Origin of the sequence: Acidovorax sp. JG5 (assembly GCF_017939685.1) — a bacterium.
GTDB lineage: Bacteria > Pseudomonadota > Gammaproteobacteria > Burkholderiales > Burkholderiaceae_C > Acidovorax.
The window spans coordinates 66,541-81,125 of the sequence record NZ_JAGKSE010000003.1 but is presented as its reverse complement, the minus strand read 5'-3'; the positions used below and the strand labels follow the sequence as shown (position 1 = coordinate 81,125).

Below are 14,585 nucleotides of genomic sequence, written 5' to 3'. Positions count from 1 at the left end.
AGCGAGTTCCACGGCGCACCCCGCGCACGAGCACCCCAGGTTGCCCGCAGCGAAGCGGAGGGTCGCAGACAGCAGGGTCGCCTTTTCTTTGCTTACTTTCTTTTGGCGAAGCAAAAGAAAGTGAGGCGCCCGCCGGGGCGCAACCCGGCCCCCATCCTTAGCAAGAACCCGGAAAAACTATCAAAACAATAGCGAAAAACGCTTGATACACAAGCGCCACAACCAGAAAACACTCAATCCATCACCCGCCCCAACGCCCGCAGCACATGCTCCGCCGTCGCCGGCGCCATCAACACCACCGGCGCCGCAGCATTAACGCCACCACGCCCAGCCGCCACCGCATTGCGCAGCGCCTCATACACACTGATCGCCAACATGAACGGCGGCTCGCCCACCGCCTTGCTGCCGCCCACGTTGTCCTCGCGGTTGGCTTCAGGCCACAGGTCCACCTTGAAGTGCGCCGGAATATCGCCCGTCGCCGGAATCTTGTAAGTGCTGGGCGCATGGGTGGCCAGGGTGCCCTTGTCGTTCCACACCAGCTGCTCGGTCGTCAGCCAGCCCATGCCCTGCACAAAGCCGCCTTCGATCTGGCCGATGTCGATGGCCGGGTTGATGCTGTGGCCCACGTCGTGCAGGATGTCCACCTTCAGCACACGGCTCTCGCCGGTGAGGGTGTCGATGGCCACCTCGGTGCAGGCTGCGCCGTAGCTGAAGTAGTAGAACGGGCGCCCGGTCAGCGTGGTCTTGTCGTAGTGGATCTTGGGCGTGCGGTAAAAGCCATCGCTCCACAGCTGAATGCGGTTGGCGTACGCGGCCTGCACCACCTCTTCAAAGCTGCGCACCGTCTTGGGCGAGATGACTTGGCCGCCTGCAAAGCGGATGGCGCCCGCGCCGCAACCATCGAGCCCGCACACGAACGAGGCCAGGTTGTCGCGCACATTGCGCGCAGCGTACTGGGCGGCGCGGCCGTTCAGGTCGGTGCCGCTGCTGGCAGCGGTGGCGCTGGCGTTGGGCACCTTGCTGGTGTCGCTGGCTGTTACCAGCACGCGGTGCAGCGGCACGCCCAGCTCGTCGGCCACGATCTGCGCCACCTTGGTGTGCAGGCCCTGGCCCATTTCGGTGCCGCCGTGGTTCACCTGCACGCTGCCGTCGGTGTACACATGCACCAGCGCACCCGCCTGATTGAACAGCGTGGCCGTGAAGCTGATGCCGAACTTGACGGGCGTGATGGCCAGGCCGCGCTTGAGCACCGGGCTTTGCGCGTTCCAGGCCGTAATGTCGGCCTGGCGCTGGCGGTAGCCCGAGGTTTGCTCCAGCGTGGGCAGCAGCTCGTGCAGGATGTTGTCTTCCACCGCCATCTGGTAGTGGGTGACGTTGCGGCCCGTGCTCGCGTCCTTGCCGTACAGGTTGGCCAGGCGCACGTCCTGCGCATCGCGCCCCAGGGCGCGCGCAATGTCGCCCAAAATGGCCTCGATCACGATCACGCCCTGCGGGCCGCCAAAGCCGCGGAAGGCGGTGTGGCTCTGGGTGTTGGTCTTGCAGCGGTACGAGGCAATCTCGACATCGCTCAGGTAATACGCGTTGTCGGCATGGAACACCGCCCGGTCGGCCACCGGGCCCGACAGGTCGGCGCTGAAGCCGCAGTTGGCGGCCATTTGCAGCTTCAGGCCCGTGATGCGGCCGGTGTCGTCAAAGCCCACGTCGTATTCGTACGCAAACGGGTGGCGCTTGCCGGTGACCATGAAGTCTTCGTCCCGGTCCAGCCGCAGCTTGATGGGGCGGCCCAGCTTGTTGGCGGCCACGGCGGCCCACACGGCCAGGTGGCCGGCCTGAGTCTCCTTGCCGCCAAAGCCGCCACCCATGCGGCGGCATTCCACGCGCACCGCATGGTTGTCGATGCCCAAAGCGTGTGCCACCCAGTGCTGCACCTCGCCGGGATGCTGCGTACTCGAATGGATCGACCACTGGTTTTGCTCCAGCGGCAGGGCGTAGGCGATCTGGCCCTCCAGGTAGAAATGCTCCTGCCCGCCGACTTCAAACGCACCCTGCATGCGGTGCGCTGATTGCGCGAGGCCGGTGGCCGCATCGCCCCGGCGCACAAACACCGGGGGCAGCACATAGCTTTGTGCCTTCAGCGCGTCGTGCACCGTCAGCACGGCGGGCAGGGGCGTGATGTCGAGCTTCACAGCGCGCACCGCGCGGCGCGCCTGCATGACCGAGTCGGCCACCACCAGGCCGATCACCTGGCCGACAAACTGCACGTTGTCCAGCGCAAACACCGGCTCGTCGTGCGCGAACGCGGCCAGGAGCTTGTCGCCCGGCACGTCGCTGGCCAGCACCACGCCACGCACGCCGGGCAGTGCCAGTGCGGCTGCGGCATCCACGCCGTTCAAGGTGCCGTGGGCCACGGTGGAGAGGATGGGCGCCGCATACAGCGTGCCCTTTACCTCGGGCAGGTCGTCGATGTAGTGCGCGGCGCCAGCCACCTGGGCGCGGGCGCTTTCGTGGATGTGCGACTGGCCCATGGCGGCGCGGGTGGGCGCGGGCAGGGCGGTTTCGGCGATGGTGTGGGGGGCGTTCATACGGCGGCCTCCAGCGTCAAGGTGTCCAGGCTGACCGAGGGCTGGCCCTGGCTCTCCAGCCAGTAGCGCTGCAGCAGGCTGCCCAGCACCTGGCGGCGGTAGGCGCCGCTGGCACGCATGTCCGAGATGGGGCTGAACTCGGCCTGCAGCACGGTGGCGGCGCGTTGCGCGGTGGCTTCGGTCCACGGTTGGCCTGTCAGCGCAGCCTCGGTCTGCCGCGCGCGGGCCGGGGTGGCGGCCACGCCGCCCGCGCCAATGCTGGCGCGCTGCACGGTGCCGTTGGCGATGTCCAGGTTCAGCACCAGGCACACGGCGGAGATGTCGTCGTCAAAGCGCTTGGAGATCTTGTACGCGGCAAGCCTTTCGGTCTGCGCAGGCCGGGGCACCACGATGCGCACCAGCAGCTCATCGGCCTCCATCACGTTCTGGCGGTAGCCGGTGTAAAGGTCTTTCAGTGGCAGCTGGCGCTCGCCCCTGGCCTGGCTGGCCAGCACCACCTGGGCGCGCAGCGCAATCAGCAGCGGCATGGAGTCGCCAATGGGCGAACCGTTGGCCACATTGCCGCCCAGCGTGCCCGCGTTGCGCACCGGCAGCCCGGCAAACCGCGTGGCAAAACGGTGCAGCTGCGGCCACTGCGCGGTGAGGGCTGCAAACGCGTCGGTCAGCGTGACGGCGGCGCCGATGTGAATCGCGTCGGCGTGTTGCACCACCTGCCGCAGTTCGGCCGCGCGGGTCACGTCCAGTACTTGCGCGTATTGCTTGTGCAGCTTGGTCACCCACAGCCCCACATCGGTGCAGCCGGCCACCACCTGGGCGTCGGGGTGCGCCGCACGCGCCGCGAGCAGGGTGGGAAGCGTGGTGGGGGAAATATAGGAAAAATCGGCCTCTGGCGCTTGTTGGGTGTGCGCTAGTAGCTCTAATTTTTGTAGCAAATCGGCTTCGTTGACGCGCATGGTTGGCAGCGATGTCATCTGCTGGGCGGCATCGAGGATGGGGCGGTAGCCGGTGCAGCGGCACAGGTTGCCCGAGAGTTCTTCCTGCGCCAGTTCGCGGGTGATGGGTTCACCATGGCAGATATGGTTTTGGTACATGCCGAACAGGCTCATCACAAAGCCGGGGGTGCAGAAGCCGCACTGGGAGCCATGGCACTGGACCATGGCTTCTTGAGCGGGATGCAGTGTGGGTGACTGGCGCGGCGCTGATGTGGCGTCGCCCACCGGCTGGATCAACGGGTCTTCCGCCAGGTCTTCCACCGTCCACAGCGCCATGCCGTCGATCGAATGCGCCAGGCGGATGCAGCTGTTCACGGCGCTGTAATGCGCCTTGCCATCGCGTGCCTCGCCCAGCACCACGGTGCAGGCGCCGCAGTCGCCCTCGCCGCAGCCCTCTTTGGTGCCGGTGCAGCCCAGGTCCTCGCGCAGCACCTGCAGCAGCGTGCGGTCGGGTGGTACATTGCGCAGCGCCACCGGCTGGCCTCGGCGCAGAAATTGCAAGGGTCGGGTTGTCATATGAAAAGTGCCACGTCGATGCGCGGAGATCGTAAACAGGTTGTCGGGGTGCAGCGCACCGGGCAAGGGCGCCAGCGCAAGCTTATGCCGACCGGGCAAGCACCGCAATTTCCACGCCAGATGCAGGCCATGCCGTGGCAGGCGCACGGGCGCCGGTCCGTGGTGGCTTTGCTGCTAAAAAGATAGCTGCTGGCGCATATGGAACAAGCGCAAAGCCCTGATTTGAATCCAATTGCCGTTCATGAAAACTGAGAGACAATCGCCTGCATGAGCTCCACCCCCATCTCCCGCCCGCCGGGCACTCCGGGCATGTCCGGCGCAGTGCCGCCCCGGCTGCAGCTGGTGGGCATCACCAAGCGCTACCCGGCCGTGGTGGCCAACAGTGCGGTTTCGCTGACGGTGCAGCCCGGCGAGATCCATGCCGTGCTGGGCGAAAACGGCGCGGGCAAGTCCACGCTGATGAAGATCATTTACGGCTCGGTCAAGCCCGACGAGGGCAGCGTGCACTTCAACGGCCAGGCCGTGCAGGTGCGCAACCCGCAAGAGGCCCGCGCTTTGGGCATCGCCATGGTGTTCCAGCATTTCAGCCTGTTCGACACCCTCACGGTGGCCGAGAACGTGTGGCTGGGGCTGGACAAGCGCATCACGCTGTCCGAGGTCACGCAGCGCATCACCGCCACGGCGGCCGAGTACGGCCTGGGCATCGACCCGGTGCGCCCGGTGCACACCCTTTCCGTGGGCGAAATGCAGCGCGTGGAAATCATCCGTGCGCTGCTCACCCAGCCCAAGCTGCTCATCCTGGATGAGCCCACCTCGGTGCTCACCCCGCAGGCGGTCGAAATGCTGTTCGTGGTGCTGCGCAAGCTGGCCAGCGAGGGCTGCAGCATTCTTTACATCAGCCACAAGTTGCACGAAATCCGTGCGCTGTGCACCGCCTGCACCGTGCTGCGCGGTGGCAAGGTGACGGGGGTGTGCAACCCGGCCGAAGAGTCGAATGCATCCCTGTCGCGCCTGATGATTGGCGCCGAGCCGCCCGCGCTCACGCACCGCGCCGTGCAGACCGGCGCCACCGTGCTGCGCGTGCAGGGCCTGTCGCTGCCGCGCGCCGACCAGTTTGGCGTGGACTTGATCGATGTTCAATTCGAGGTGAAGGCGGGCGAGGTGGTGGGCATTGCCGGGGTGTCGGGCAATGGGCAAAAAGAGCTCTTGTATGCGCTGTCGGGCGAAGACCAGCGTGCCGAGCCCGCCAGCATCCAGGTGGCGGGCCAGCACGCCGGGCGCATGGGGCCGGGCCAGCGCCGCGCCCTGGGCCTGCACTTTGTGCCCGAGGAGCGCCTGGGCCGTGGCGCTGTGCCCACCATGGGGCTGGCGCACAACCTGCTGCTTACGCGCACCAACGCGGTCGCGGGCAGTGGCTGGATCCAGCTGGGGGCGCTGCAAAAGCACGCCCAGGCCATCATCGAGCGCTTCAATGTGAAGGCGGGCGGCCCCCACGCGGCGGCCCGGTCGCTGTCGGGGGGCAATCTGCAAAAGTTCATCGTGGGGCGCGAGATCGACGCCAACCCTGCGTTGCTCATCGTCTCGCAGCCCACCTGGGGCGTGGACGTGGGTGCAGCCGCGCAGATTCGCGGCGAGATTTTGGCGCTGCGCGACGCCGGCTGTGCCGTGCTGGTCGTGAGCGAGGAGCTGGACGAATTGTTTGAAATCTGTGACCGCCTGCATGTGGTGGCCAAGGGGCAGCTCTCGCCTTCGGTGCCGCGCGCCGACGCGACCGTGGAGCGCATTGGCGAATGGATGAGCGGCCTGTGGCATGCCGACGTGCAGGCGCATCTGGCCCGCAACCGCGAGCAGCTTGCCCAACTGAACCAGGGGGCGCAGCATGTTCTGACTTGAACCGCGCCCGCAGGCATCGCGCTGGTGGAGCTATGGCTCGCCGCTGCTGGCCCTGGCCGTCACGGTGCTGATCGGCATTGCGCTGTTTGCCGCGCTGGGCAAGGACCCAGTGCGCGGCCTGCAGGTGTTCTTCTGGGAGCCGGTACGCTCGTCCTACGCGCTGGGCGAGCTCATGGTCAAGGCCACGCCGCTGCTGCTGATTGCGCTGGGGCTGGCGGTGTGCTTTCGCTCCAACGTCTGGAACATCGGCGCCGAGGGTCAGTTTGTCATCGGTGCCGTGGTGGCCGGTGGCGTGGCGCTGCTGGCCGACAAGAGCACGGGCCCCTGGATCGTGCCCGCCATCTTGCTGGCCGGCGTGCTGGGCGGCATGGCCTGGGCGGGGCTCACGGCGCTGCTGCGCGACAAGTTCAATGCCAATGAAATCCTGGTCAGCCTGATGCTGGTGTACGTGGCCACGCTGGTGCTGGGCTACCTGGTTTATGGGCCCTGGAAAGACCCCATGGGCTATAACTTTCCGCAAACCAAGACCTTCGAGAAGGTCACGCAGATTCCGCGCCTCATGCAGGGCTCGCGCGTGAGCATTGGCCTGTTGCTGGCGCTGGCGGCCGCGGGCGCGCTGTGGGTGTTTTTGTTTCGCACGCGTGCGGGCTTTGCCCAGCAGGTGGGCGGGCTGGCGCCGGCGGCGGCGCGCTATGCCGGGTTTTCGTCACGGCGCGCGCTGTGGACGGCGTTGCTCATTTCGGGCGGCGCAGCGGGCCTGGCGGGCGCGCTGGAGGTGGCGGGCCCCATTGGCCAGCTCACGCCCTATGTGCCCGCGGGCTACGGCTTTGCGGCCATCATCGTGGCCTTTGTGGGGCGGCTGCACCCGGTGGGCATGGTGTTTTCGGCCATTCTCATGAGCATGTTCTATATCGGCGGCGAGCTGGCGCAGTCGCGCCTGGGCCTGCCCAAGTCGCTCACCGGCGTGTTCCAGGGCTTGCTGCTGTTCACGCTGCTGGCCTGTGACACGCTGATCGCCTACCGCGTGCGGTGGGTGGGTGCCCGCAAGGAGGTGCGTTGATGATGGAATCGTATGCATTGCTGATCGGCGCCACGCTGAGCGCGGGCACCGTGCTGGCCCTGGCGGCGCTGGGCCTGCTCATCAACGAAAAGGCCGGCATCGTGAACCTGGGGGCCGAGGGCATGATGCTGTGCGCCGCCATCGCGGGCTTTGCCACCGTGGTGCACACCGGCAACACCTGGCTGGGCTTTGCCGCGGGCATGGCGGCAGGGGCATTGCTGGCCGCCATCTTTGGCGTGTTGGTGATCTGGCTCAACACCAACCAATACGCCACAGGCTTGGCGCTCAGCCTGTTTGGCGTGGGGTTCTCGGCGTTTGCGGGCATCAGCTATGTGCAGGCCAAGCTGCCCGAACTGCCCAAGTACGCGATTCCCGTGCTGGGCGATGTGCCGCTGCTCGGGCCCGCGCTGTTCCAGCAGCATCCCTTGGTGTACCTCACCATGGCGCTGGTGGCGGGGCTGATCTGGTTCCTGTACCGCTCGCGCGCGGGCCTGGTGTTGCGCTCGGTGGGGGAGTCGCCCGAATCGGCCCATGCGCTGGGCTACCCCGTGCGCCGCATCCGGCTGGCGGCCGTGATGGCGGGGGGCGCTTTGTGCGGCCTGGCGGGCGCCTACATCTCCACCGTGTACACCCCGCTGTGGGTGGAGGGCATGGTGGCCGGGCGCGGCTGGATCGCGCTGGCCCTCACCACCTTTGCCACCTGGCGCCCGGCACGCGTATTGCTTGGTTCTTATCTGTTTGGTGGCGTGACCATGCTCCAGTTCCATTTGCAGGCCACCGGCGTGCAGGTGGCCAGCCAGTTGCTGAGCATGCTGCCGTACGTGGCCACCATCGTGGTGCTGGCGCTGATTTCACGCAATCCGGCGTGGATCCGGGTGAACATGCCGGCATCGCTGGGCAAACCGTTCTATCCTGGCACCTGAAAATTTGCTTACATTCTGGCAACCCTTTTTTTACAAGGAAACGACATGACTGATCTCCAGAAACGCTCGCTGCTCAAAGTGGCCGCGCTGTCCGCCGTGGCTGCTGCCGCGCTCGTGGGCTGCGGCAAGAAGGAAGAGCCGGCCCCTGCGCCCGCACCGGCGCCTGCCGCCGAAGCCCCCGCACCCAAGCCCGAGCCTCTGAAGATCGCATTCGCCTACGTGGGCCCCGTGGGTGATGGCGGCTGGTCTTACGCGCACGACAACGGTCGCAAGGCCCTGGAAAAGGAGTTCGGTGACAAGGTCGTGACCAGCTTTGTCGAAAGCGTGCCCGAGTCGGCCGATGCCGAGCGTGTGCTGCGTGACATGGCCGGCCAGGGCAACAAGCTGATCTTCGGCACCACCTTTGGCTACATGGAGTCCATTCAGAAGATCGCCCCCGACTTCAAGGACGTGAAGTTCGAGCACGCCACTGGCTACAAGACCGCCGAGAACGTGCGCACCTACGACAGCCGCACCTATGAAGGCGCGTACATGGCAGGCGTGATCGCTGGCGCCATGACCAAGACCAACACCCTGGGCGTGGTGGGTTCGGTGCCAATTCCTGAAGTGATCCGCAACATCAACAGCTTCACGCTGGGTGCGCAGTCGGTCAACCCCAAGATCAAGACCAAGGTGGTTTGGGTGAATGAGTGGTTCAGCCCACCGAAGGAAACCGAAGCCGCCACCTCGCTGATCAACGGCGGCGCAGACGTGCTGTTCCAGAACACCGACTCGCCCGCGGTGCTCAAGACCGCCCAGGAAAAGGGCAAGCGCGCCTTCGGCTGGGACAGCGACATGACCGCCTACGGCCCCAAGGCCCACCTGGCCTCGGCCGTGATCAACTGGGGTCCCTACTACATCAAGGCCACCAAGGATGCGCTGGAAGGCACCTGGGCCACGGGCCAGAGTTGGTGGGGCGTGAAGGAAGGCACGATCGACATCGTCTCCATCGCCGACGACGTGCCGGCCGACATCAAGGCCAAGGTCGAGTCCATCAAGGCGGGCCTGAAGGATGGCAGCTACTCCATCTGGAAAGGTCCCATCGTGGGCCAGGATGGCAAGCCAGTGCTGGAAAAAGACGTGGTGGCTGACGACAAGTTCCTTGGTGGCATCAACTTCTACGTCAAGGGCGTGGAAGGCAAGATTCCCGGTGGCGACAAGAAGTAAGCTCACGGCTTGCTGACACCCTGGCCGCCTTAGGGCGGCCTTTTTTTCTGGATTTTTGGGAGAGACCCATGATGGAGGAAACCCTCTGGCACCCCGTGGCTGATGCGCGGGAGGTTGCGTCGCAATCGCTTGGCGTGCAGTTGCTGGAGCGGCCCCTGGTGCTCTGGCGCGACGCCAGCGGCGCCGTGCAGGCCTTTGCGGACCAGTGCCCACACCGGGGCGCGCGGCTGTCGCTCGGCCGCGTGGTCAACGGGCGGCTGGAGTGCCCCTACCACGGCTGGCAGTTCGCCGGCAGTGGCCACTGCGAGCATGTGCCGGCGCTGCCATCGTTCGTCCCCCCGCCCACCCACTGCGCCCGCCGATTCGAGTGCTGCGAGCAGCATGGTCTGGTGTGGGTGCGCCTGGCAGAGGGCGCTGCAGCGCTGCCGGAGTTTCGCGCCGAAGAAGATGCGCACCTGCGCAAGCTCAACTGCGGTCCCTATGACGTGGCGGCCAGTGCGCCGCGCATCATTGAGAACTTTCTGGATATGTCGCACTTTGGCTTTGTGCACGAAGGCTGGCTGGGCAGCCGCGACGCAGCGGCCATCGATGACTATCGGGTCGAGTCCACCGCCACGGGGCTGCTGGCCACCGGCTGCAAGGCCTGGCAACCTCAGTCGAACCTGCATTCCACGGCCGCTGCGCAGGTGGAATACACCTATGAAGTCACGGCGCCCTATGCGGCGGTGCTGACCAAGGTGCCCGAGGCGCACACCACGGCAGTGCAGGGCTGGCGCGAGTCCATCGCCTTGTTCATCTGCCCGCTGACGCCAGAAACCAGCCGGGTGTGGTTTCGGCTGGCGGTGGCCGACTTTGAGTCGCCGGACGAAAAGCTGCAGGCCTTTCAGCACACCATCTTCACGCAGGATCAGCCGGTGCTGGAGTCGCAAAGGCCCAAACGCCTGCCGCTGGACTTGCGCGCCGAGCTGCACACCGCGGCCGACAAGGCATCATCCGCCTACCGCCGTTTGCTGAAGAAAAACGGCATCACCTTCGGAGTCTGCTGATGTTTAAAGTGCCCCCTGTCGCCGCAGCGCGTCTGCAGCAGTTGCTGCGCGCCATGCCCAAGGCCGAACTGCATATCCACATCGAGGGCTCGCTGGAGCCCGAGCTGATCTTTGCCCTGGCGCAGCGCAACGGGGTGCCGCTGCCCTATGCCAGCGTGGACGATTTGCGGCAGGCCTATGCCTTCACCAACCTGCAGAGCTTTCTCGACATCTACTACGCGGGTGCCAGCGTTTTGCTGCATGAGCAGGATTTTTACGATATGGCCCGCGCCTACCTTGCGCGAGCTGCTATGGATAACGTAGCACACGCAGAAATTTTTTTCGACCCGCAGACCCACACCGCACGCGGAGTGGCGATGGAGACCGTGATCAACGGCTTGCACCGCGCCTGCACGGACGCACGCACCGAGCTGGGCATCAGCGCCACGCTGATCCTGTGTTTCCTGCGCCACCTGAGCGAGGAGTCGGCGTTTGAAACGCTGGAGCAGGCGCAGCCCCTGCTCGACAAGATCGTGGGCGTGGGCCTGGACAGCAGCGAGCTGGGGCATCCGCCAGAAAAGTTCGCCCGTGTCTTTGCGCGCTGCCGCGCGCTGGGACTGCACTTGGTGGCCCACGCGGGGGAAGAGGGACCGCCCGCCTACATCTGGAGCGCGCTGGATGTGCTCAAGGCCGAACGCATCGACCACGGCGTGCAGGCCATGCACGACGCGGCCCTGATGCAGCGCCTGGCGCAAGACCGTATCCCGCTCACGGTGTGCCCGCTGTCAAACCAGAAACTGTGTGTGTTTCCCGACCTCAAAAACCACAACCTGCGCCAGTTGCTGGACGCCGGCCTGTGCGCCACGGTCAACTCGGACGACCCGGCCTATTTTGGCGGTTACATCAACGAGAACTTCACCCAGGTGTTTGCCGCCACGGACATGACGGTCCGACACGCCTACCAGCTGGCGTTCAACAGTTTCGAAGCCAGCTTTGCCAGCCATGCCGACAAGCGCGTGTGGGAGCATCGCCTGAAGGAAGCCTTCGAGCGCTTCGTCGAGCACGACTAGCCTCTCAGCCTGCGCCTGGGCATGGGTTGGAGCTCCAGGCAGTTCTCCTCGCGTAAAATACCGGCGCAAAGGCTGCTGTCCCGGCAGCCTTTTGTTTTTTGTTTCCGGGACCATGTAGAGGAACACCATGTACAAAAACCTCGCAGCCACGCTCGTGGCCGCTTGTTTTTTCTCCCCCGTTTTTTCCCAGACCGCGCCCGCCAAGGGAAGCGCCGCCGAGCCCGTCAAGGCCGGCTTTGTCTATGTCACGCCGGTCACCGAGGCGGGCTGGACACGCCAGCACGACGAAGGCCGCAAGGCCGTCGAGGCCGCGCTGGGGGCGCAGGTGAAAACCACTTTTGTCGAAAACGTGCCCGAAGGGGCCGATGCCGAACGCGTGATCCGCGACCTGGCGGCCACGGGTCACCAGATTATTTTCACGCCCAGCTTTGGCTACATGGAGCCCACGCTCAAGGTGGCGCAGGACTATCCCGGCGTGAAGTTCGAGTCCATTACCGGCTACAAGACCACGGCCAATGTGGCCACGGCCAACGCACGCTACTACGAAGGCCGTTACCTGGCGGGCATTGCCGCAGGCCGCATGAGTAAGACCGGCGTGGCCGGCTTTGTGGCGGGCTTTCCGATCCCCGAGGTGCTGCAGGGCATCAACGCCTTTACGCTGGGCATGCGCTCGGTCAACCCGCAGGCCATGGTCAAGGTGGTGTGGCTCAACGTGTGGTTCGACCCGCCCAAGGAGCGCGATGCAGCCATGGCGCTGTTCAACCAGGATGTGGATGTGATCGCCTTTCACACTGGCTCTACCGCCGTGATGGCAGCGGCGCAGGAGCGCGGCAAGATGGCCGTGGCCTACCACTCGGACATGCGGCGCACCGGGCCGGATGCGCAGATCGTGGCCATCACCCACCAGTGGGGCAACTACTACACCGAGCGCGTGCGTGCCGTGCAAAACGGCCGCTGGAAAAGCGGCAATGTATGGGGCGGCGTGCGCGAGGGCATGATCCGCGTGGGCGACTTTGGCCGCCGCGTGCCCGCCGCCGTGCAGCATGAGGTGCTGGCCGCGCAAAAGGCGGTGGGGGCGGGCAGGCTGCACCCCTTTCGCGCTGGCAAGGCCGCTGTGCGCGACAACGAAGGCCACGAGGTCATCCCCGCCGGGCAAACGCTTTCCGACCCGCAGATCTTGCAGATGAACTGGCTGGCCGAAGGCGTGCAGGGCAAGCTGCCCCGCTGATGCCTATCGAAGGCGGCAGCACTGCCTGCCGTTAAGCTAGCAGCCATGCCCGTATTTCGCTCCGCCCTTTTGCGCTTTGCCGACGATGGCACGGCCCTGTATGACCCCGATGGCTTGCTGGCCGTGGGCCCGGACGCCCAGGGGCGCCAGCGGGTGCTGGCCGCGGGGGCCTGGTCTGGCCTGGCGCCGCGCTTTGGTGGCGGGCCCGTCGAGCACCTGCCGGGCCGCATCATTGCCCCCGGGTTTGTGGACATGCACATCCACTTCCCGCAGACCGATGTGATCGGCTCGCCGGCCGATGGCCTGCTGCCCTGGCTGGAAAATTACACCTTTCCCCATGAAAAACGCTTTGCAGCGCCCGACTACAGTGCGCAGGTAGCTCAGTTTTTCATAGCGGAGTTGCTGCGCAACGGCGTGACCACGGCGCTGGCGTTTGCCACTTCGCACCCCGCATCGGCCGAGGCGCTGTTCGTGGAAGCGCAGCGGCACCAGATGCGCCTGATCACCGGCAAAGTCCTGCAGGACCGTCACTCGCCGGACGGCGTGCGCGACGACACCGCGCAGAGCCTGATCGACACCGAGGCACTCATCCAGCGCTGGCACGGCGTGGACCGCCTGGGCTATGCCATCACGCCGCGCTTTGCACCCACCAGCACGTCCGCGCAGCTGCGCGGCGCCGGGGAACTGGCGGCGCGCTACCCCGACGTGTGGATTCAGTCGCATGTGGCCGAGAACCTCGATGAAATCCGCTGGGCGCGTGAGCTGTTTCCGGCATCGCGCAGCTACCTGTCGGTGTACGCCGACTTCGGCCTGCTGCGCGAGCGCGCCGTGTATGCCCACTGCATCCACCTGGACGAACCAGACCGGGCCCTGCTGCGCGACACCGGGGCGGTAGCGGCCATCAGCCCCACCAGCAATCTGTTCCTGGGCAGTGGTTTTTTCGACTATGCCGAGGCCGACCGCGTTGGCGTGGGCTACGGACTGGCGAGCGATGTGGGCGGTGGCACCAGCTTCAGCCCGTTCCACACCATGATGGCGGCGTATTACGTGGGCCGGGAGGGGCAGACCAAGCGCGGCCTGAGCTTGTCGCCCGCGCACCTGTGGTGGCAGCACACGGCCGGTGCCGCCAGGGCGCTGGGCCTGGCCGGCGTGGTGGGCAATCTGCAGCCCGGGTGCGAGGCCGACTTTGTGGTGCTCAACCCCCAGGCCACGCCGCTGCTGGCGCGCCGCACAGCCCAGGCGGACAGCCTTGATGAGCTGCTGTTCGCCATGATCGTGCTGGGCGACGACCGGCTGGTAGAAAAAACGGTCATTTCTCAAGCAAAATACGGCTCTTGCGCTTGATGGTCAAGCGCTGATAGCTATCAAAAACGTAGTATTGGCCAGGAGCCCTCCACCATGAGCATCAAGAGCGACAAATGGATCCGCCGCATGGCGGCCGAGCACAGCATGATCGAGCCCTTCGAGCCCGGCCAGGTGCGCGAGGTCGAGGGCCGAAAAATCATCAGCTACGGTACCAGCAGTTATGGCTACGACATCCGCTGTGCGCCCGAATTCAAGGTGTTCACCAATATCCACAGCACGGTGGTGGACCCCAAGAACTTCGACGAAAAAAGCTTTGTTGATTTTCACGGCGACAGCTGCATCATTCCGCCCAACAGCTTCGCGCTGGCGCGCACGATGGAATACTTTCGCATCCCGCGCAACGTGCTCACCATCTGCCTGGGAAAGAGCACCTATGCGCGCTGCGGCATCATCGTCAATGTCACGCCCTTCGAGCCCGAGTGGGAAGGCTACGTGACGCTGGAGTTCTCCAACACCACGCCACTGCCCGCGCGCATTTATGCGGGCGAGGGCTGCGCCCAGGTGCTGTTCTTCGAGAGCGACAAGGACGATGTTTGCGAAGTCTCCTACAAGGACCGGGGCGGCAAATACCAGGGCCAGGTGGGCGTGACGCTGCCCAAGGCCTGAGCGGCGCCCGCACGCGGTGGCTTCAGACGGCGGTGTCGGGAGCCTCAGGCGCATTGGCGTGAGCTGTCAAACCACTGACACAGAAGCTTCATAGATTGGACCCTTTTATCCATCTGGAG

The 14,585-nt window shown here is 65.6% G+C and carries 11 protein-coding genes; 9 read left to right on the top strand and 2 right to left on the bottom strand.

The window, feature by feature from the left end; all coding sequences use genetic code 11:
- Positions 1–233: 233 nt before the first annotated feature.
- Both xdhB and xdhA read right to left on the bottom strand, forming a co-directional pair.
- Positions 234–2,582: a xanthine dehydrogenase molybdopterin binding subunit gene (xdhB, locus tag J8G26_RS04465; RefSeq protein ID WP_210568087.1), complete on the bottom strand. Its 2,349-nt coding sequence runs from the start codon at positions 2,580–2,582 to the stop codon at positions 234–236.
- The gene (xdhA, locus tag J8G26_RS04460) at positions 2,579–4,090 is read right to left on the bottom strand and encodes a xanthine dehydrogenase small subunit (RefSeq protein WP_210568086.1); all 1,512 of its coding nucleotides are present in this window, start codon (positions 4,088–4,090) and stop codon (positions 2,579–2,581) included. Before xdhA ends, xdhB begins: the two co-directional genes overlap by 4 nt.
- Before the next feature lie 267 nt (positions 4,091–4,357).
- On the opposite strand from xdhA, the gene J8G26_RS04455 reads away from it, so the two are divergent.
- The 9 genes from J8G26_RS04455 (at position 4,358) to dcd (ending at position 14,466) form a co-directional block, all read left to right on the top strand.
- Positions 4,358–5,983 carry an ABC transporter ATP-binding protein gene (locus J8G26_RS04455; RefSeq protein WP_246881238.1) on the top strand — a complete coding sequence of 542 codons (1,626 nt, stop codon included), beginning with the start codon at positions 4,358–4,360 and terminating at the stop codon, positions 5,981–5,983.
- Between the two features lie 43 nt (positions 5,984–6,026).
- The gene (locus J8G26_RS04450) at positions 6,027–7,043 is read left to right on the top strand and encodes an ABC transporter permease (RefSeq protein WP_246881245.1); all 1,017 of its coding nucleotides are present in this window, start codon (positions 6,027–6,029) and stop codon (positions 7,041–7,043) included.
- A gap of 2 nt (positions 7,044–7,045) precedes the next feature.
- Positions 7,046–7,966 (top strand): ABC transporter permease, encoded by a 921-nt coding sequence (locus tag J8G26_RS04445; protein ID WP_087747129.1) that lies wholly within the window; start codon positions 7,046–7,048, stop codon positions 7,964–7,966.
- Between the two features lie 45 nt (positions 7,967–8,011).
- Complete coding sequence (locus J8G26_RS04440) at positions 8,012–9,172, top strand: BMP family ABC transporter substrate-binding protein (RefSeq protein ID WP_210568085.1); 1,161 nt, start codon at positions 8,012–8,014, stop codon at positions 9,170–9,172.
- Positions 9,173–9,240: 68 nt separating this feature from the next.
- A complete protein-coding gene (locus J8G26_RS04435; RefSeq protein WP_210568084.1) occupies positions 9,241–10,218 on the top strand; it encodes an aromatic ring-hydroxylating dioxygenase subunit alpha in 978 nt (325 codons plus the stop codon).
- Positions 10,218–11,267 (top strand): adenosine deaminase, encoded by a 1,050-nt coding sequence (locus tag J8G26_RS04430; RefSeq protein ID WP_210568083.1) that lies wholly within the window; start codon positions 10,218–10,220, stop codon positions 11,265–11,267. The genes J8G26_RS04435 and J8G26_RS04430 overlap by 1 nt, the downstream gene beginning before the upstream one ends.
- 127 nt (positions 11,268–11,394) lie before the next feature.
- On the top strand, positions 11,395–12,495 hold the full coding sequence (locus tag J8G26_RS04425; RefSeq protein WP_210568082.1) for a BMP family ABC transporter substrate-binding protein: 1,101 nt from the start codon (positions 11,395–11,397) through the stop codon (positions 12,493–12,495).
- A gap of 45 nt (positions 12,496–12,540) precedes the next feature.
- Positions 12,541–13,839, top strand: coding sequence for a guanine deaminase (gene guaD, locus J8G26_RS04420; RefSeq protein ID WP_210568081.1), 1,299 nt, complete (start codon positions 12,541–12,543; stop codon positions 13,837–13,839).
- Between the two features lie 54 nt (positions 13,840–13,893).
- Positions 13,894–14,466 carry a dCTP deaminase gene (gene dcd / locus J8G26_RS04415; RefSeq protein ID WP_210568080.1) on the top strand — a complete coding sequence of 191 codons (573 nt, stop codon included), beginning with the start codon at positions 13,894–13,896 and terminating at the stop codon, positions 14,464–14,466.
- Positions 14,467–14,585 lie beyond the last annotated feature (119 nt).